The 18,264-nt window shown below is 72.3% G+C and carries 16 protein-coding genes; 9 read left to right on the forward strand and 7 right to left on the reverse strand.

Annotation, left to right across the window (positions count from 1 at the left end):
* Positions 1-2: 2 nt before the first annotated feature.
* From HFV08_RS30055 to HFV08_RS30065, 3 genes are all read right to left on the reverse strand, one after another.
* Positions 3-1,790 carry a glycosyltransferase family 2 protein gene (locus HFV08_RS30055; RefSeq protein WP_168543730.1) on the reverse strand — a complete coding sequence of 596 codons (1,788 nt, stop codon included), beginning with the start codon at positions 1,788-1,790 and terminating at the stop codon, positions 3-5.
* A gap of 146 nt (positions 1,791-1,936) precedes the next feature.
* Complete coding sequence (locus tag HFV08_RS30060) at positions 1,937-2,233, reverse strand: MTH1187 family thiamine-binding protein (RefSeq protein WP_168543731.1); 297 nt, start codon at positions 2,231-2,233, stop codon at positions 1,937-1,939.
* Positions 2,230-2,580: a DUF3817 domain-containing protein gene (locus tag HFV08_RS30065; RefSeq protein ID WP_168543732.1), complete on the reverse strand. Its 351-nt coding sequence runs from the start codon at positions 2,578-2,580 to the stop codon at positions 2,230-2,232. Before HFV08_RS30065 ends, HFV08_RS30060 begins: the two co-directional genes overlap by 4 nt.
* Before the next feature lie 192 nt (positions 2,581-2,772).
* Between HFV08_RS30065 and HFV08_RS30070 the strand changes: the two genes are divergently transcribed.
* From HFV08_RS30070 to HFV08_RS30085, 4 genes are all read left to right on the forward strand, one after another.
* The gene (locus HFV08_RS30070; protein WP_168543733.1) at positions 2,773-3,411 is read left to right on the forward strand and encodes an AIM24 family protein; all 639 of its coding nucleotides are present in this window, start codon (positions 2,773-2,775) and stop codon (positions 3,409-3,411) included.
* On the forward strand, positions 3,411-4,061 hold the full coding sequence (locus HFV08_RS30075) for an AIM24 family protein (RefSeq protein WP_168543734.1): 651 nt from the start codon (positions 3,411-3,413) through the stop codon (positions 4,059-4,061). The genes HFV08_RS30070 and HFV08_RS30075 overlap by 1 nt, the downstream gene beginning before the upstream one ends.
* Positions 4,062-4,116: 55 nt before the next feature.
* On the forward strand, positions 4,117-4,869 hold the full coding sequence (locus HFV08_RS30080) for an AIM24 family protein (protein ID WP_168543743.1): 753 nt from the start codon (positions 4,117-4,119) through the stop codon (positions 4,867-4,869).
* Between the two features lie 102 nt (positions 4,870-4,971).
* Positions 4,972-5,448 (forward strand): MarR family winged helix-turn-helix transcriptional regulator, encoded by a 477-nt coding sequence (locus tag HFV08_RS30085; protein ID WP_168543735.1) that lies wholly within the window; start codon positions 4,972-4,974, stop codon positions 5,446-5,448.
* Between the two features lie 203 nt (positions 5,449-5,651).
* On the opposite strand, the gene HFV08_RS30090 is transcribed toward HFV08_RS30085, so the two are convergent.
* Both HFV08_RS30090 and HFV08_RS30095 read right to left on the reverse strand, forming a co-directional pair.
* Positions 5,652-7,355 carry a sensor histidine kinase gene (locus HFV08_RS30090; RefSeq protein ID WP_168543736.1) on the reverse strand — a complete coding sequence of 568 codons (1,704 nt, stop codon included), beginning with the start codon at positions 7,353-7,355 and terminating at the stop codon, positions 5,652-5,654.
* Positions 7,352-8,017 (reverse strand): response regulator transcription factor, encoded by a 666-nt coding sequence (locus HFV08_RS30095; protein ID WP_040248232.1) that lies wholly within the window; start codon positions 8,015-8,017, stop codon positions 7,352-7,354. The genes HFV08_RS30090 and HFV08_RS30095 overlap by 4 nt, the downstream gene beginning before the upstream one ends.
* 161 nt (positions 8,018-8,178) lie before the next feature.
* Between HFV08_RS30095 and HFV08_RS30100 the strand changes: the two genes are divergently transcribed.
* Positions 8,179-8,697, forward strand: coding sequence for a PepSY domain-containing protein (locus tag HFV08_RS30100; RefSeq protein ID WP_168543737.1), 519 nt, complete (start codon positions 8,179-8,181; stop codon positions 8,695-8,697).
* Between the two features lie 183 nt (positions 8,698-8,880).
* On the opposite strand, the gene meaB is transcribed toward HFV08_RS30100, so the two are convergent.
* Entirely contained in the window at positions 8,881-9,837 is a 957-nt protein-coding gene (gene meaB, locus HFV08_RS30105) for a methylmalonyl Co-A mutase-associated GTPase MeaB (RefSeq protein ID WP_168543738.1), read from the reverse strand.
* 142 nt (positions 9,838-9,979) lie between these two features.
* A complete protein-coding gene (locus HFV08_RS30110; RefSeq protein WP_168543739.1) occupies positions 9,980-11,182 on the reverse strand; it encodes an acetyl-CoA C-acetyltransferase in 1,203 nt (400 codons plus the stop codon).
* A 135-nt stretch (positions 11,183-11,317) separates the two neighbouring features.
* On the opposite strand from HFV08_RS30110, the gene mce reads away from it, so the two are divergent.
* The 4 genes from mce to HFV08_RS30130 form a co-directional block, all read left to right on the forward strand.
* The gene (gene mce, locus HFV08_RS30115) at positions 11,318-11,758 is read left to right on the forward strand and encodes a methylmalonyl-CoA epimerase (RefSeq protein WP_040248242.1); all 441 of its coding nucleotides are present in this window, start codon (positions 11,318-11,320) and stop codon (positions 11,756-11,758) included.
* Positions 11,759-11,982: 224 nt separating this feature from the next.
* A complete protein-coding gene (scy, locus tag HFV08_RS30120; protein WP_168543740.1) occupies positions 11,983-15,882 on the forward strand; it encodes a polarized growth protein Scy in 3,900 nt (1,299 codons plus the stop codon).
* Between the two features lie 307 nt (positions 15,883-16,189).
* The gene (locus tag HFV08_RS30125; RefSeq protein ID WP_168543741.1) at positions 16,190-17,125 is read left to right on the forward strand and encodes a coiled-coil domain-containing protein; all 936 of its coding nucleotides are present in this window, start codon (positions 16,190-16,192) and stop codon (positions 17,123-17,125) included.
* A gap of 236 nt (positions 17,126-17,361) precedes the next feature.
* The coding region (locus tag HFV08_RS30130; RefSeq protein ID WP_168543742.1) for an ABC transporter ATP-binding protein at positions 17,362-18,264 on the forward strand (903 nt) is incomplete at its 3' end.

Consider the following 18,264-nt stretch of genomic DNA (forward strand, 5'->3'; position numbering starts at 1 on the left):
GCTCAGTTCCCTCCTGAGGTACTGGTGGACACCGGGGCGGAGGCGCTGGAGACCGTCCGGGCGAGCGCGGGCGCCGCCTCCGGCTCGGGCACCCGGGCGCGGCCCTCGGCCCGCACGGCACGGCGGCGCCGGTACTCGCCGCAGGCCCAGACGGTGGCCGGGGCCAGCGAGATGCAGGTGGCGAGGACGGCCCAGGTGCGCATGGCCGCGTGGGTGTGGTCGAGGAGGGCCGAGGCCGTCAGCGAGGCGATCAGCACGCCCGCCCAGAGCAGATGGATCCGGAAGGTCAGCAGCCGGTCCGGACTGGCGTCCCCCTTGGGGGTGACGACGAACCGGCTGGGCCTGCGCAGCACCGCCTCGGCGAGCGACTTGGCGTAGATCGGCGCCGAGACCGCGGACATCGCCATTCCGGCCAGGCCGCCGGAGCCCTGGGGTTCGTGCGGGGAGACGTTGTGCCGCCGGTTCCAGAGGTAGAGGCCGATCTGGAGCGCCGCGGCGTCCGAGTAGAGCATCAGCCAGACCGAGGCGGCGACCTGGGTGCCGGAGGCCCCGAACCAGAGGAAGAGCACGCAGCTGAGCACGCCGAGCAGCCAGTTGACCGCGGCCATCGGGTAGTAGGCGAGCATCAGGGAGTACGAGAAGAGGCGGCCGCCCGGCATCGACAGGGGTGCCTTGCGGTACTGCTTGAGCAGGGTCTCGTAGGTGCCGCGCGACCAGCGGGTCTGCTGGGTGAAGAAGTCCGTCCAGGAGGCGGGGCCCTCGCCGACGGCGAGCACGTCCGGGGTGTAGACGGACTCCCAGTGGCGGCCGGTGAGCGGATTGCGGTGCCGGTGCAGCTCGAAGCCGGTGGCCATGTCCTCGGTGATGGAGTCGCGCAGCCCGCCGATCTGGCGCAGCGCGGAGATCCGTACGACGTTGTTGGTGCCGACGAACATGGCCGAGCGGTAGCGGTTGCCGGCCCGCTGGATGAGCGCGTGGAAGAGGAACTGCTGGGACTCGGCGGCCTTGGTCACCGGGGTGAGGTAGTTGCCGTAGACCTGCGGGCCGACCACGAAGGCGACGTCCGGGTCGCGGAAGTAGCCCATCATCCGCTCCAGGAAGTCCGGCACGGGGACGTGGTCGGTGTCCACGGAGGCGAAGAACTCGTAGTCGCCGCCGTGCAGCGCCAGCCAGGCGTTGTAGTTGCCGTGCTTGGTGCGGGCCTTGTGGGCGCCGCTCTCCCGGTTCCACTCGGGGACGCCGTGCCGGGTGAAGTGGCGCACCCCCAGCTCCGCGCAGAGCGCCTTGGCCTGGGCGTCGTCGCCCTCGTCCAGGAGCCAGACGTCCAGCGGGCCGGTGTGGCGGACGCGGACGGCGCCCTCCAGGGTGCCGCGCAGCATCGCGAGGGACTCGCGGCCCGGCACGAAGGTGGTGAGGAAGGCGACCCGGGTGCCCGGCTGCGGGACGACCGGCACCGGGTCGCGGGCGACCATCGTGGCGTGCGCGATCGAGACCACGTTGACGAGCATGAAGGCCTCGATCAGGCCGATGGCCGCCAGCATGGTGATGTCGAGGCCCACCAGCCAGGCGGCGCCGCCCTCCCGGCGGGTCCAGTGCGAGGGCCAGACCAGGTAGACGAGCAGCACCGCGGTGAGTATCGGGGCCAGCGTCATCAGCGCGACGGCGCGCAGGCGTCTCGGCTCGGTGGACAGCAGGGAGCGGTAACGCACCCGGTAGGGGCGGCCGGTGGGTTGGGTCAGCGGCCCGGCAAGCCGGCTGTAGCTCTCGTAGTCGTAGCCCTCCGGCGGCACAAGCCCTCCCGGGTGTGAGCGATCAAGCCGATACCCACACAAGAAGGGAGAACTGACGGCGTGTCGACCGGAGGGGTCCGTGCGAGGGGATTTCCTGCGGGAAACGGGGGAACGGGCGCCCGCGGCGGGCGCGTCGTCCCCGCCTCTCAGCCGCCGGAGAGGTAGCGCTCCACGGTCTCCACCTTGCCGGTCAGCCCGTCGGTGACACCGGGCCGGATGTCGCCCTTGAGGACCAGCGAGACCCGCGGCGCCCGCGCCTCGACCGCGGCCACCGCGCGCCTGACCACGTCCATGACCTCGTCCCAGTCGCCCTCGACGGAGGTGAACATGGCGTCGGTGCGGTGCGGCAGACCGGACTCGCGGACCACCCGCACCGCCTCGGCGACGTACGCGCCGACGTCCTCGCCGACGCCGAGCGGGGTGACGGAGAAGGCGACGATCACGGGTTCACGACACCTTCGCGGCGGGCCCGGGCGGCGATGACCCCGGCCTCCTCCTCGCGGCCGAGCATCCGGTGCGCCCACAGTCCGCCGAAGGGCGGCAGGGCGAGCAGGAAGTAGACGGCGACCTTCTTCAGGGGCCACTTGGTGCGGTTCCAGACGTCGGCGAGGAGCACCAGGTAGGTGACGAAGAGGGCGCCGTGCAGCAGGCCGAGCGGCATCATCAGGAAGTCGATGTCGGAGATGCGGCTCAGCAGCGAGCCGAAGATCAGCAGGGCGGGGAAGGACAGCGCCTCGGGGAGGGAGACCAGGCGCAGTCGGTGCAGTGCGGTGGCTGTCTTGATGTCCACGGGGAACCTTCGGGGTCGCGGGCTGTTCAGCGGTCGCGCGCGGCACGTCCCGCTGGCACTGATCTGGAACGGGAGCCCCTGGGGGCCGATCTTGTGAATGGGCTCACAAGCTTCCGGACCATTGTCGCAGCCCGGGCCGGATGCCCGGCGCCGGGGTGTCCGCGCGGGCCCGGGGCCCGATACCGTGCCCGGGTGGCAACCTTCCGACTCCAAGGCAGCAAGGTGCTCGCCGTCGACATGACCGGCGACGCCGTGAAGGCGAAGAACGGCTCGATGGTCGCCTACGACGGCCGGATGGCGTTCAAGAAGATGTCCGGCGGCGGCGAGGGCCTGCGCGGCATGGTCACCCGCCGCCTGACCGGCGAGCAGATGGAGATGATGGAGGTGAAGGGCGAGGGGACCTGCTGGTTCGCCGACCGGGCCACCGAGATCAACCTCGTCAGCCTGCACGGCGACACGCTCTACGTGGAGTCGAGCAATCTCCTCTGCGCCGACGCGGGCCTGCGCACCGGCACCTCCTTCACCGGGCTGCGCGGCGCCTCCCAGGGCAACGGCCTGTTCACCACCACCGTGGAGGGCACCGGCCAGGCGGCGATCATGTCGGACGGCCAGGCCACCGTGCTGCGGGTGAGCGCCCAGTACCCGCTGACCGTGGACCCGGGCGCGTACGTGGCGCACCAGGGCGACGTCCGGCAGAGCTTCCAGTCCGGGGTGACCTTCCGCACGCTGCGCGGCGAGGGCGGCGGCGAGGCCTTCCAGATCCGCTTCGAGGGCGAGGGACTCGTCTACGTGCAGCCCAGTGAGCGCACTACCGTCGCGGGGGACCTCTGATGCCTTTCCGGGAGATCAACTCCAAGATGGTGGAGGCGCAACTCCAGCCCGGCCGGAGGCTGTTCGCCCAGCGCGGCGCGATGCTCGCCTACCGGGGCGAGGTGAGCTTCACCCCCAACAGCGCCGGCGGCCGGGGCGGGGTGATGTCCATGATCGGCCGCCGGGTCGCGGGCGAGGCGGCGCCCCTGATGACCGTGGACGGCAGCGGCACCGTGCTGTTCGGCCACGGCGGCCACCACGTCCAGGTGATCGAGCTGGGCGGCGACACCCTGCACGTCGAGGCGGACCGGCTGCTCGCCTTCGACGGCACCCTGGAGCAGGGCACGATGTTCATGGGCTCGCAGGGCGGGGTGATGGGCATGGTGCGCGGGCAGGTCACCGGGCAGGGCCTGTTCACCACCACCCTCACGGGCCACGGCGCGGTCGCGGTGATGGCGCACGGCGGGGTGATCGAGGTCCCGCTCACCCCCGGGCGCCCCGTCCATGTCGACCCGCAGGCCTACGTCGCCCACCACGGGGACGTACGCAACAAGCTCTCGGCCGACCTCGGCTGGCGGGACATGGTGGGCCGCGGCTCCGGCGAGGCCTTCCAGCTGGAGCTGAGCGGCAGCGGCAGTGTGTACGTCCAGGCATCCGAAGAGAAGCTGTGAAGCCGTGAACCAGACGAACCAGAGCGGTGCCCCGGGCCCGGCCGTCCACGACCCGATGACGCTGCCCGCGGACGACAACGTCAACTCCTACACCTTCTGCGTGGAACTCAAGGGGAGCCAGTGGTTCCTGCAGAAGGGCAAGATGATCGCTTACTACGGCTCGATCGACTTCAACGGCGTCGGCCACGGCAGCCTGGACCGCCTGCTGCGGACCAGCTTCCACTCACCGCTGCACGCCGCCGACTGGGTCGTCGCCCAGGGCCAGGGCAAGATGCTCCTCGCCGACCGGGCCTTCGACGTCAACTCCTTCGACCTGGAGGACGGCAACCTCACGGTCCGCGCGGGCAATCTGCTCGCTTTTCAGCCAACTCTCGCGCTGAAGCAGTCGATTGTGCCCGGCTTCCTCACCCTGCTCGGCACCGGCAAGTTCGTGGCCGCCTCCAATGGCCCGGTGGTCTTCATGGAGCCGCCGCTGCGCGTCGACCCGCAGGCCCTGGTCGGCTGGGCCGACTGCCCCTCCCCCTGCCACCACTACGACCACGCCTATATGACCGGCGTACTGGGCGGGATCCGGGCGCTGACGGGACTCGGCGGGGCCTCCGGCGAGGAGCATCAGTTCGAGTTCACCGGAGCGGGGACCGTGCTGCTGCAGTCCACCGAGACGCTGCGTCCGGAGCAGCCGACGGGTGCCGTCCCGCAGGAGGCCGGGGTGCCCGGCGGTCACGCTCCGTCGGCCGGCGGAGCGCAATCGGGATCACCGAGGCTTCCCGGTCAACTCGGGGACCTCCAGCGTCGCTTCGGTCTGTGAGCGGTAGTCTCCGGAGGGTGACCTCGAACATGTGCGCAGGGTCACCGTTCGGACCACCCCCTCACTCGTTGGATTTTCAACTTCTTAGGTAGAATCGAGTTCATGGAGACCGACACGGCCACCCGTTGGCTGACCGAGAAGGAGCAGTGCGCCTGGCGCACCCACCTGGAGGTCAACAGGCTGCTCAGCTACCAGCTCGAAAAGGACCTCCAGCCCTTCGGCCTCACGCTGAACGACTACGAGATCCTGGTCAACCTCTCCGAGTCCGAGGAGCAGCGGATGCGGATGAGCGACCTCGCCGCGGCCACCCTCCAGTCCAAGAGCCGCCTCTCGCACCAGATCACCCGCATGGAGAACGCGGGCCTGGTACGCCGCGAGTCCTGCGAGTCCGACCGCCGCGGCCTGTACGCCGCCCTCACCGACACCGGCCGCGAGACCATGCACAAGGTGGCCCCGTACCACGTCGACTCGGTACGGAAGAACTTCATCGACCTGATGAGCCCGGAGGCACTGGACGCCCTGAAGACCTCGCTGGATCCGGTCGCGGGGCATCTGCGGGAGCGGCGGGCTCGGGGGTGAGGGGGCTGGAGGCCTGGGGGCCGGCGGGGTCTGCAGGGGGCTTGGGCTCGGGGCTCCGTGAGGTCGTGGGCTTGTGGGTTCCCGGGGGCCCCGGCGACCCGGCGGCTGACGGCTGACGGCTGACGGCTGACGGCTGACGGCTGACGGCTGACAGATATCGATATCTGTTATCTGTCCGCCCACAATCTGTCACCTGTCAGCCGTCACACATGCCCATCCTTCCCCTCTCCTCTCCCTCCCTCTTCCTTCCCTTCTCCCTCTCCCCCTCCCTTCGGGATCCGCAGCACGAACCGCGCCCCGCCCTCCGGCCCCTCCCCCAACTCCAGTGTCCCGCCGTGCCGTTCGGCCACGTCGCGGGCGATGGCGAGGCCGAGTCCAGCGCCGCCCTCGTCGCGGGTGCGGGCCTCGTCGAGGCGGACGAAGCGGGCGAAGACGCGCTCCCGGTCCGCCTCGGGCACCCCGGCGCCGTCGTCGGAGACTTCGAGGACCGCCGCGCCCGGCTCGGCCCGTACCGTCACCAGGACCTCGGCGGCGGCGTGCCGCTCGGCGTTGTCCAGGAGGTTGCCGAGCACCCGCGCCAACTGCCCCCGGGAGCCGGTCACTTGGGCCGCCTCGATCGCCGTACGCACCCGCACCCGGCCCGGCCGCCGCTCGGCCACCGTACGGGCCACCAGCTCACCGAGGTCGAACCGCGTCCCGGCGGGCCGCTCCCCCGCGTCCAGGCGGGCCAGGAGCAGCAGGTCGGCGGCGAGTTGTTCCAGCCGTACGGTGTCCGCGACGGCGCCATCGAGGTCGAGCAACTGCGGGTGGGCGGCGGCGACTTCGAGCTGGGTGCGCAGCGAGGCGATGGGGCTGCGCAGCTCGTGCGAGGCGTCCGCGACGAAGCGGCGCTGGCGTTCCACCGAGGACTCCAGGGCGGTCAGCGTCTCGTTGGTGGTCGCGGCGAGCCGGGCGATCTCGTCGTGGGTGGCGGGCTCCGGCACCCGGCGCCGCAGATCCTCCGAGGCGGTGATGGCGGCCATCTCGCGGCGGATCCCCTCCACGGGCCGCAGCGCCCGCCCGGTCACCAGCCAGGTCACCCCGCCCACCACGAGCAGCAGCACCGGCAGCCCGATCAGCATCACGGTCAACGCGGTGCGGTTGGCGTCGTGTTCGGCGTCCAGGGAGGCCCCGGCGTACACGGTGGCCTGCTCGCCCGAGGGCAGCGCGAGGTGCACCACGGCGAAACGGTACGCGGACGTCTCCCCGTCGACGGTGGCGCTGCCCTCGGCCCGCCCCGCCTCCGAGTCGATCTCCCCGGGCCGGCCGCGCCAGCCGTCGTCATCACCCTCGCGGTCACTGTCGCTGTCGTCGCCACCGTCATCGGAGTCCGACTCGGACCCGGAATCGGAATCCGACCCGGAGTCGGACCCGGAATCGGAGTCGGAGTCGTCGTCCGGCTCCTCGGTCTCCTCCCGGCCGTCGTCCCCGCCGCTTCCCTCCCCGGTCCGCTCCGGCCGCGGTGATCCACTCGCGGGCGATCCGCTCGTACTCGGGGGCGTTGCACTCGTAGGCGACGAACCGCTCGTGGGCGAACCGCTCGCACGGGGCGGGCGTACGTCCCCCGTGCCGGTCCCGGTCACCGCCTCCAGGTCCTCGTCGGCCGCGAGCAGCCGTCCGTCCTCGTCCACGACCTGTACAGGGCTGTCCTCCGCGTCGGGCAGTTCGAGCTCGCCGGGTGCCCGGCCCCCGGCGAGCTGGGCGGCCACGTCACGCGCGGCGGACTCGGCCCGGTTGCCCGCCTCGGCGGAGAGGCTGGAGCGCAGCGCGGTCAGCACGGTGAAGCCCGCGAGCACCAGGGCGACGGCGACCACCAGGGTCGCGGCGAGGGTGGCCCGGGCGCGTACCGAGGCGAAGGGGCGTCTCATCGGCCCGCCTCCAGCCGGTATCCGGCGCCGCGGACGGTGACGAGGAGGGCGGCGCCGAGTTTGCGGCGCAGGGTGCTGATGTAGACCTCGACGATGTTCGGGTCGCCCTCGTAGGCGAAGTCCCAGACGTGCTCCAGGATCTCCGCCTTGGAGACCACCTCGCCGGGGCGCAGCACGAACTGCTCCAGTACCGCGAACTCCTTCGCGGTGAGCGGTACTTCCTCCTCCTCGCGCCAGACCCGGCGGGCCGCGGTGTCGACGGTCAGGCCGCCGAGCCGGTGCACCGGGGAGCGCCCGGCCGCGGCGTGCCGGCGCAGCAGGGCCTTCACCCGGGCGAGCAGGACCACGTACGAGAAGGGCTTGGTGAGGTAGTCGTCGGCCCCGGTGTCCAGTCCCTCGGCCTCGTCGTACTCGCCGTCCTTCGCGGTCAGCATCAGGATCGGCAGCTCGTGCCCGGCGGCGCGCAGGGCGGCGCAGACCCGGTAGCCGTTCATGCCGGGGAGCATGATGTCGAGGATCAGCAGGTCGTACGTCCCCTCGGAGGCGAGGTGCAGTCCCTCGCGGCCGTCGTGGGACACGTCCACCGCGTAGCCCTCGGCGGTGAGTCCGGCGGCCAGGGAGCGGGCGAGGCGCTGCTCGTCCTCCACGATCAACAGGCGCATGCGCACAGCCTCCCAAACGGGACCTGAAGAACCCTTCAGCTTCCTTCAGGCTGCCTTCAGCGTCGGCCCGGGACTGTGGTGTCCGTGGCCGGGACGACAACCGGCCGCAGCGAAGCCACCGCGGCCGGACACCGGCCCGAGACCTGGAGGATTCCATGCCCATGAAGCGCAAGCTCGTCGTCGCCACCGCCACCGCCGCGCTGATCGCGGGCGGTACGGCCACCGCCTTCGCCGTGGGCGGCGACAGCGGCAACGGCGCGGGCTCCGCCACGTCCACCGTCGCGGTCCAGGACGACCAGCGCCCCGCCGCCGAGACCCGCGTCGACGCCGAGGAGGCCGCGGCCGCCCTCGCCGACCGGGGCAGGGTCACCGCCGTCGAACTCGACGAGGAAGCGGGCAAGGCCGTCTGGGAGGTCGAGACGACCACGTCCAAGGGCGCCGAGCGCGACTGGAAGGTGGACGGCACCACCGGCGAGGTCACCGCCGACCGGGACGCCGACGACGACCGGGCGGACGACCGCGACGACGACGGGGACGACCGCGACGAGAAGGCGGACGACCGGGACGACCGGGACGACCGAAACGAGAAGGGGGACGACCGCGACGACAAGTCCGGTCACGACGACGACGGGGACGACGACCGCGACGACGCGAAGGACGACGCCAACGACGACGACTGACCTCGCCCTTCGCTGAGTCTCCCCCGCCGCACAGCACCGCGCCCCGCCCCGTTGACTTCGGTCAACCGGGGGCGGGGCGCGACGCGTTCGGGGTCAGAGACCGGTCGCGTAGGTCCGGTCCCGTACGTCCGGTCGCGTACGTCCGGTCGCGTACGTCCGGTCCCGTACGTGACGAGGAGACCCCTAGCCCTCCGTCAGCTCCGCCACCAGCTCGTCCGCCGCCCGGTACGGGTCCAGTGTCCCCTGGACCACCCGGTCCGCGAGGGCGCCGAGGCGTTTGTCGCCGTGGAGGTCGCCGATGCGTTCGCGGAGGGCGGTGACGGCGATGGTCTCGACCTCGCGGGCGGCGCGGCGGCGGCGGCGTTCGGCGAGGATGTCGCGCTCCTCCATCCAGGCGCGGTGCTTCTCCAGGGCCTCGACGAGCTCGTCGATGCCCTGGGCGCGGGCCGCGACCGTCTTCACGATCGGGGGGCGCCAGTCGCCGGGGCCGCGGGATTCGCCGAGGCCGAGCATGTGATTCAGTTCGCGGGCGGTGGCGTCGGCGCCGTCCCGGTCGGCCTTGTTGACCACGTAGACGTCGCCGATCTCCAGGATGCCCGCCTTGGCGGCCTGGATGCCGTCGCCCATGCCGGGGGCGAGCAGCACCACGCTGGTGTCGGCCTGGGAGGCGATCTCCACCTCGGACTGGCCGACGCCGACCGTCTCCACCAGGATCACGTCGCAGCCCGCGGCGTCCAGCACGCGGATGGCCTGCGGGGCCGCCCAGGCGAGCCCGCCGAGGTGGCCGCGGGTGGCCATCGAGCGGATGTAGACCCCGGGGTCGGAGGCGTGGTCGGACATCCGGACCCGGTCGCCGAGCAGGGCGCCGCCGGAGAACGGCGAGGAGGGGTCGACGGCCAGGACGCCGACCCGCTTGTCCTGCTTGCGGTAGGCGGTCACCAGTGCCGAGGTGGAGGTGGACTTGCCCACCCCGGGGGAGCCGGTGAGGCCGACGACGTACGCCTTGCCGGTGAGCGGGGCCAGGGCCGCCATCACCTCGCGCAGCTGCGGGGACGCGCCCTCCACCAGGGAGATCAGCCGGGCCACCGCACGCGGCTTGCCCTTCCTGGCCTCGTCGACCAGAGAGGAGACGTCCTGCATCACAGCTCCGTTCACTCAGTGTGTGCCCACAGGGTCCCAGACCGGTGGGTGCCCGCGGTATCGCGACCGGTGGGGCCCGGGCGGACGCTCTCGGATCCGCCCGGGCCCCGCCGGGTCGTGCTCAGGCCCTGCCCGGGCTCGCTCAGGCCTTGGGGACGCGGATGATCAGGGCGTCGCCCTGGCCGCCGCCGCCGCACAGGGAGGCCGCGCCGGTGCCGCCGCCGCGCCGCTTGAGTTCCAGGGCGAGGGAGAGGACGAGGCGGGCGCCGGACATGCCGATCGGGTGGCCGAGGGCGATGGCACCGCCGTTGACGTTGACGATGTCGGAGGAGACGCCGAGCTCCTTGGTGGACTGGTGGACCACCGCGGCGAAGGCCTCGTTGGCCTCGATCAGGTCCAGGTCCTCGACCGCGATGCCCTGCTTCTTCACCGCCTGCTTGATCGCGTTGGCGGGCTGCGACTGGAGCGAGTTGTCCGGGCCCGCGACATTGCCGTGGGCGCCGATCTCGGCCAGCCACTCCAGGCCCAGCTCCTCGGCCTTGGCCTTGCTCATCACGACCACCGCGGCGGCGCCGTCGGAGATCTGCGAGGCGGTGCCCGCGGTGATAGTGCCGCCCTTGTCGAAGGCCGGGCGGAGCTTGGCGAGGCCCTCGACGGTGGTGTCGGCGCGGACCCCCTCGTCCTTGCTGAAGAGGATCGGGTCGCCCTTGCGCTGCGGGACCTCGACGGGGGTGATCTCCGCGTCGAAGACGCCGTTCTTCTGCGCGGCGGCGGCGCGCTGGTGGGAGAGGGCGGCGATCTCGTCCTGCTCGGCGCGGCCGATGCCGAGGCGGGTGTTGTGCCGCTCGGTGGAGGCGCCCATCGGGATCTTGTCGTAGGCGTCGGTGAGGCCGTCGTGGTCCATGTGGTCCAGGACCTCGACGGCGCCGTACTTGTAGCCCTGGCGGGCCTTCGGGAGCACGTGCGGGGCGTTGGTCATCGACTCCTGGCCGCCCGCCACGACGATGTCGAACTCACCCGCGCGGATGAGCTGGTCGGCGAGGGCGATGGCGTCGAGGCCGGAGAGGCAGACCTTGTTGATGGTGAGGGAGGGGACGTTCATCGGGATGCCGCCCTTGACGGCGGCCTGCCTGGCCGGGAGCTGGCCCGCTCCGGCCTGGAGCACCTGACCCATGATCACGTACTCCACCTGGTCCCCGGCGATCCCGGCCCGGTCCAGGGCGGCCTTGATGGCGAAGCCGCCGAGGTCGGCGGCGGAGAAGGAGGCGAGGGAGCCCAGCATCCTCCCCATGGGCGTACGGGCGCCGGCGACGATCACCGAGGTTGTTCCGGTCGTTCCTGACATCAGGCACGGCTCCTTGGATGAGGAGTGAACGAGGGTTTACCTGAATGTACTGAGCGGTAAGTGCCGCGTCATCGGTGCCGAAGTGTGATCGCGCGCACGTTGCGTAATCACCCCCTGTGACGTTGCACTGAGGTCATGCTGACGAGAATCGACCACATCGGGATCGCCTGCTTCGATCTCGACAAGACCGTTGAGTTCTACCGTGCCACCTACGGCTTCGAGGTGTACCACTCCGAGGTCAACGAGGAGCAGGGCGTCCGGGAGGCCATGCTCAAGATCAACTCCACGGACGACGGGGGCGCCTCGTACCTCCAGCTCCTGGAGCCGGTGCGGGAGGACTCCACGGTGGCCAAGTGGCTGGCGAAGAACGGCGAGGGCGTCCACCACATCGCCTTCGGCACCGCCGACGTGGACGCGGACGCCGCCGACATCAAGGACAAGGGCGTACGGGTGCTCTACCCGGAGCCGCGGATCGGCTCGATGGGCTCCCGGATCACCTTCCTGCACCCCAAGGACTGCGGCGGCGTGCTGACCGAACTCGTCACCTCCGCACCCCCGGAGAGCTCGGAGCACTGACCACCGCCCACCTGGGCCGGTACTCTTGGGGCACGGCCGTCCGGGAGTGGAGACTGAGCTTCCGCCGTGGACGGCCGTGGCCGGGGTTCGGGCATTTCGGGGGCGGGCATGGAGCAGCGGCCCACGCGGTGCCGATGATCTGACACCATTCCCCGGGGGCCCCGTTCGGCGGAGAACGCGGCTCGTGGAGAAGACTGCGACCAGGGGACGGATGGGACCGCGCAGTGCGTGGCTATGAACGCCAGGAACGAGAGCGGGCTGAGGACGACCACCTCTCCCGGTTCGAAGCCGAGATGGACCGGCTGAAGACCGAACGGGAAAAGGCCGTCCAGCACGCCGAGGACCTCGGCTACCAGGTCGAGGTGCTGCGCGCCAAGCTGCACGAGGCACGGCGAAATCTGGCGTTCCGTCCCGCCTACGACAGCGCCGATCTCGGCTACCAGGCCGAGCAGTTGCTGCGCAACGCCCAGGCCCAGGCGGACCAGTTGCGCTCCGACGCGGAGCGCGAGCTGCGCGAGGCCAGGGCGCAGACCCAGCGCATCCTCCAGGAGCACGCCGAGCAGCAGTCGCGGCTCCAGTCCGAGCTGCACGCCGAGGCCGTCTCCCGCCGCCAGCAGCTCGACCAGGAGCTCGCCGAGCGCCGCCAGACCGTCGAGTCCCACGTCAACGAGAACGTCGCCTGGGCCGAGCAGCTGCGCACCCGTACCGAGCAGCAGGCCCGCCGGCTCCTCGACGAGTCCCGCGGCGAGGCGGACCAGTCGCTCGCCGCCGCCCGCGAGGAGGCGCAGCGGCTCACCGACGAGGCCCGCCGCCGGCTGACCGAGGAGGCCGAGTCGGCGCGCGCCGAGGCCGAGGCGCTGCTGCGCCGGGCCCGCGCGGACGCCGAACGCCTGCTGAACGCCGCCTCCACCCAGGCGCAGGAGGCCACCGACCACGCCGAGCAGCTGCGCAGTTCCACCGCCAGCGAGTCGGACAGCGCCCGGCGCCAGGCCGCCGAGCTGAGCCGGGCCGCCGAGGAGCGGATGGCCGAGGCCGAGCGGGCGCTGCGCGAGGCCAGGGAAGAGGCCGACAAGCGGGTGGCCGAGGCCAAGGAGGCCGCCGCCCGCCAGCTCGCCGCCGCGGAGGCGGCCAACGAGCAGCGCACCCGTACGGCCAAGGAGCAGGTGGCGCGCCTGGTCGGCGAGGCCACCAAGGACGCCGAGACGGTCCGGGCCGAGGCCAAGGAGGTCGTCGAGGACGCCAGGGCCGAGGCCGAGAAGCTGATCGCGGAGGCCGCCGAGAAGGCGCGCAACGTCGCCGCGGAGGAGACCGCCTCGCAGACCGCGAAGGCCGCCCGTACCGCCGAGGAGGTGCTCACCAAGGCCGCCGAGCAGGCCAAGGCGACCACCAAGGCGGCGGCCGAGGAGGCCGAGCGCACCCGCGGCGAGGCCGAGGCCGAGGCGGACCGGCTGCGCGCCGAGGCGCACGACATCGCCGAGGAGCTCAAGGGCGCGGCGAAGGACGACACCAAGGAGTACCGCGCCAAGACCGTCGAGCTCCAGGAGGAGGCGCGGCGGCTGCGGGGCGAGGCCGAGCAGCTGCGCGCCGAGTCGGTCGCCGAGGGCGAGAAGATCCGCGGCGAGGCCCGCCGGGAGGCCGTCCAGCAGATCGAGGAGGCGGCCAAGTCCGCCGAGGAGCTGCTCGCCAAGGCCCGCACCGACGCGGACGAGCTGCGCGGCGCCGCGACCACCGAGAGCGAACGCGTCCGCTTCGACGCCATCGAGCGCGCCAGCACCCTGCGCAAGCAGGCCGAGGACGCCCTGGAGCGGGCCCGTACGGAGGCCCAGAAGCAGCGCGAGGAGGCCGCCGAGCAGGCCGAGTCCACTCGCGCCGAGGCCGAGCGCGCTGCCACCGAGCTGCGCGAGGAGGCCGAGCGGGCGGTGGCGGCCCGGCAGGAGTCGGCCGCCGAGGAGCTGACCCGGCTGCGCACCGAGGCCGAGGAGCGCCTGACCGCCGCCGAGGCCGCGCTCACCGAGGCGCGGGCGGAGGCCGAGCGGCTGCGGCGGGAGGCGGGCGAGGAGACCGAGCGGCTGCGCGCGGAGGCCGCCGAGCGGGTCCGCACCCTGCAGGCGGCGGCCGAGGCGGAGGCGGAGCGGCTGCGCACCGAGGCCGCCGCGGACGCCTCCCGCTCCCGCGCCGAGGGCGAGAACACCGCGGTACGGCTGCGCAGCGAGGCCGCCGCCGAGGCCGAGCGGCTGAAGACGGAGGCCCAGGAGTCCGCGGACCGGCTGCACGCCGAGGCCACCACCGCCGCCGAGCGGGTGCACGCCGAGGCAGCCGAGGCGCTGTCCGCCGCCCAGGAGGAGGCCGCGCGCCGCCGCCGGGAGGCCGAGGAGCTGGTGGGCTCCGCCCGCGGCGAGGCCGACCAGGAGCGCGCCCGCGCCCGCGAGCAGAGCGAGGAACTCCTCGCCGCGGCCCGCAAACGCGTCGAGGAGGCCGAGGCCGAGGCGCTGCGCCTGAGCGAGGACGCCGAGCGCCGCGCGGGCGAACTGGTCACCAGTGCCGAGCAGAAGGCCCAGCAGGTACGGGACTCGGTGGCCCATCTGCACGAGCAGGCCCAGGAGGAGATCACCGGCCTGCGCAGCGCCGCCGAGCACGCCGCCGAACGCACCCGGGGCGAGGCCCAGGAGGAGGCCGACCGGGTCCGCTCCGACGCCTACGCCGAGCGGGAGCGCGCCACCGAGGACGCCAACCGGGTGCGCAGGGACGCCCAGGAGGCCTCCGAGACCGCCAAGTCCCTTGCCGATCAGGCGCTTTCGGAGGCGGCAGCGGAGTCCGAGCGGCTGCGCACCGAGGCCGCCACCGAGGCGGACCGGCTGCGCGCGGACGCCGCCGCCGAGGCCGAACGGCTGCGCGCGGAGGCCGCGGAGTACGCCCAGCGGCTGCGTACCGAGGCCTCCGACGCCACCGCCTCCGCGGAGCAGGACGCCTCGCGCACCCGGGCCGACGCCCGCGAGGACGCCAACCGCATCCGCTCGGACGCGGCGGCCCAGGCGGACACGCTCGTCTCGGAGACGACCGCCGAGACCGAGCGGCTGCGGGAGGAGACCGCCACCGAGGCCGAGCGGGTACGCGCGGAGTCGGTCGAGCGGGCCGAGAAGCTGCTCGCGGACGCCACCGCGGAGGCGGAGCGGCTGCGCACCGAGGCCGCCGCCACCGTCGCCTCCGCCGAGGAGCACGCGCAGCGCGTACGGACCGAGGCGCAGGCGCTCAAGTCGAGCACCGAGGAGGAGGCCGAGCGGGTACGCGGCGAGGCGCGGGCGGAGGCCGAACGCACCCTCGACGAGACCCGCAAGGACGCCAACAAGCGCCGCTCGGAGGCGGCGGAGCAGGTGGACACCCTCATCACCGAGGCGGTCGCCGAGGCGGAGAAGCTCACCACGGACGCGCAGCGCGAGGCGCACCGCACGAACACCGAGGCGGAGGCCCGGGCCGATTCGATGGTCGGCGCCGCGCGCAAGGAGGCCGACCGGCTGGTCTCCGAGGCCACGGTCGAGGGCAACTCCCTGGTGGAGAAGGCCCGTACGGACGCCGACGACCTGCTGGTCGGGGCGCGCCGGGACGCGGCCTCGATCCGGGAGCGCGCCGAGGAGCTGCGCGAGCGCCTCACCAGCGAGATGGAGGAGCTGCACGAGCGGGCCCGGCGCGAGTCGGCGGAGGCGATGAAGACCGCGGGCGAACGCTGCGACGCTCTGGTGAAGGCGGCCGAGGAGCAGCTCGCGGAGGCGGAGAAGGCCGCCCGCGAGCAGCTCGCCGAGGCGGAGGCCGAGGCCGGGCGGGTGCGCATCGGCGCCGTGAAGAAGGCCGAGGGCCTGCTCAAGGAGGCCGAGCAGAAGAAGGCCGGGCTCGAACGCGAGGCCCAGCAGATCAAGGCGGAGGCGGAGGCCGACGCCCGGCGTACGGTCGAGGAGAGCACCCGCGAGCTGGAGGTCCTGGTCCGCCGCCGCGAGGACATCAACGCCGAGATCTCCCGGGTGCAGGACGTCCTGGAGACCCTCGGTTTCGAGACCCCGGGCAAGGACTCCGGGGGCAAGGCACCCGCAGGGGCCGGGGCGACCCGCTCCGCGAAGTCCTCGGAGAGCTGACTCCGGCTCGGGCGGGGGCAGTTGGGCGGAGTCGGTGACGGTGGTTCAACTCACGTCTGGCACCGTCGATTTCCGGCCGACTCCGTACGCTCCGGCGCACGCCCCTTCCCCGGGCGGAAGGGTGGATTCCGGACTCTGTAAGGTGCTTGTAGGGTGCCTGGGGGCCACCCCTGGCAAGGGCTCCGGTCGTCAGCCACTCAAAAGAGGTGTCATTCTCCAGACCAAACAGGCATCTGCTCGATGACACGCCGTCCGGGCCTCTAGGATTCCCCCTATCACCTCACCGGTCTCTTTCGACAGGATCCCCATGAGCGACACTTCCCCCTACGGCTTCGAGCTTGTGCGGCGTGGGTACGACCGCGCTCAGGTGGACGAACGCATCTCCAAGCTCGTTTCCGACCGCGACGGCGCCCTGACCCGCATCACGGCGCTGGAGAAGCGGATCGAGGAGCTCCACCTCGAAACCCAGAACGCACAGGCACAGGTCAACGACGCCGAGCCCTCGTACGCGGGCCTCGGCGCGCGCGTCGAGAAGATCCTCCGCCTCGCCGAGGAAGAGGCGAAGGACCTGCGGGAGGAAGCCCGCCGCGCCGCCGAGCAGCACCGTGAACTCGCCGAGTCCGCCGCCCAGCAGGTGCGCAACGACGCCGAGTCCTACGCCGCCGAGCGCAAGGCGAAGGCCGAGGACGAGGGCGTCCGGATCGTCGAGAAGGCCAAGGGCGAGGCGAGCACGCTCCGTTCGGACGCCCAGAAGGACGCGCAGTCCAAGCGCGAGGAGGCGGACGCCCTCTTCGAGGAGACCCGCGCCAAGGCCGCCCAGGCCGCCGCGGACTTCGAGACGAACCTCGCCAAGCGCCGCGAGCAGTCGGAGCGCGACCTCGCCTCCCGCCAGGCCAAGGCCGAGAAGCGGCTCGCCGAGATCGAGCACCGCGCCGAGCAGCTGCGCATGGAGGCCGAGAAGCTGCGTACCGACGCCGAGCGCCGCGCCCGCCAGACGGTGGAGACCGCCCAGCGCCAGGCCGAGGACATCGTGGCCGACGCCAACGCCAAGGCCGACCGCATCCGCAGCGAATCGGAGCGCGAGCTGGCGGCACTCACCAACCGCCGCGACTCGATCAACGCCCAGCTGACCAACGTCCGCGAGATGCTGGCCACGCTGACCGGTGCCGCGGTCGCCGCCGCGGGCACTCCCGGCGAGGACGAGAGCGCCTCCCGAGGCGTGCCGGCCCAGCAGACCCGCTGACGCCCACCGCACGGCAGCAACTCCGCACGCCCCCGTACCGCGCTTTCCGCGGGACGGGGGCGTGGTGCGTACGGCCTCGCGCGCACCGGGCAGGCCGTGTGAAACGGCGGCCCGTAGGCACCGGGCGGGCATGGGGGGCGCGCGAGAGAGCCAAATGCGCTCCCAATGCATCCGCGCGCCCCTATCGCGCGCCCCACCGGGAGGCGCCTGTCAGTGGGCCCGCCTAGCGTGTACGCATGATCGAGCTCGAAGGGCTGACCAAGCGCTACGGCGAGAAGATGGCCGTCGACAATCTGACCTTCACGGTGCGGCCGGGCATCGTGACCGGGTTCCTCGGCCCGAACGGCGCGGGCAAGTCGACCACCATGCGGATGATGCTGGGCCTGGACCGGCCGACCTCCGGCGACGTCCGGATCGACGGCGTCCACTACGACCGCCTCAAGGAACCCCTCAAGGACATCGGGGCCCTCCTCGACGCCAAGGCGATGCACGGCGGGCGCAGCGCCTACCACCATCTGCTGTGTCTGGCGCAGTCCAACGGCATCCCCAGCAGCCGGGTGCACGAGGTGCTGGACACGGTCGGGCTGACGGCGGTGGCGAAGAAGAAGGCCAAGGGCTTCTCGCTGGGTATGGGCCAGCGGCTGGGGATCGCGGGGGCGCTGCTGGGCGATCCGCGGATCCTGATGTTCGACGAGCCGGTCAACGGCCTGGATCCCGAGGGCATCCACTGGATCCGCAATCTGATGAAGTCCCTCGCCGCGCAGGGCCGTACGGTCTTCGTCTCCTCGCATCTGATGAGCGAGATGGCGCTGACCGCCGACCACCTGGTCGTCATCGGCCAGGGCCGCCTGCTGGCGGACACCTCGATGGCCGACTTCATCCGGGAGAACTCCCGCTCCTACGTACGGCTGCGCAGCCCCCAGCGCGAACAGCTCCTCGACGTCCTGCACCGGGAGGACATCGCGGTCCTCACCAAGGACGACGGCGCCCTGGAAGTGGACGGCACCGGAGCCGACCGGCTCGGCGAACTGGCCGCCACCCACCGCCTGGTGCTGCACGAACTCAGCCCGCAGCAGGCCTCCTTGGAAGAGGCCTTCATGCAACTCACCGCCGAATCGGTGGAATACCACGCCCACACC

The sequence above is a fragment of the Streptomyces physcomitrii genome, from assembly GCF_012273655.1.
GTDB classification, from domain to species: domain Bacteria; phylum Actinomycetota; class Actinomycetes; order Streptomycetales; family Streptomycetaceae; genus Streptomyces; species Streptomyces physcomitrii.

Coding starts and splice junctions, on each gene's coding strand:
- HFV08_RS30075 (WP_168543734.1), top strand. CDS start 3,411: ATGCCTTTCCGGGAGATCAACTCCAAGATGGTGGAGGCGCAACTCCAG.
- HFV08_RS30080 (WP_168543743.1), top strand. CDS start 4,117: ATGACGCTGCCCGCGGACGACAACGTCAACTCCTACACCTTCTGCGTG.
- HFV08_RS30085 (WP_168543735.1), top strand. CDS start 4,972: ATGGAGACCGACACGGCCACCCGTTGGCTGACCGAGAAGGAGCAGTGC.
- HFV08_RS30090 (WP_168543736.1), bottom strand. CDS start 7,355: ATGAGACGCCCCTTCGCCTCGGTACGCGCCCGGGCCACCCTCGCCGCG.
- HFV08_RS30095 (WP_040248232.1), bottom strand. CDS start 8,017: ATGCGCCTGTTGATCGTGGAGGACGAGCAGCGCCTCGCCCGCTCCCTG.
- HFV08_RS30100 (WP_168543737.1), top strand. CDS start 8,179: ATGAAGCGCAAGCTCGTCGTCGCCACCGCCACCGCCGCGCTGATCGCG.
- meaB (WP_168543738.1), bottom strand. CDS start 9,837: ATGCAGGACGTCTCCTCTCTGGTCGACGAGGCCAGGAAGGGCAAGCCG.
- HFV08_RS30110 (WP_168543739.1), bottom strand. CDS start 11,182: ATGTCAGGAACGACCGGAACAACCTCGGTGATCGTCGCCGGCGCCCGT.
- mce (WP_040248242.1), top strand. CDS start 11,318: ATGCTGACGAGAATCGACCACATCGGGATCGCCTGCTTCGATCTCGAC.
- HFV08_RS30125 (WP_168543741.1), top strand. CDS start 16,190: ATGAGCGACACTTCCCCCTACGGCTTCGAGCTTGTGCGGCGTGGGTAC.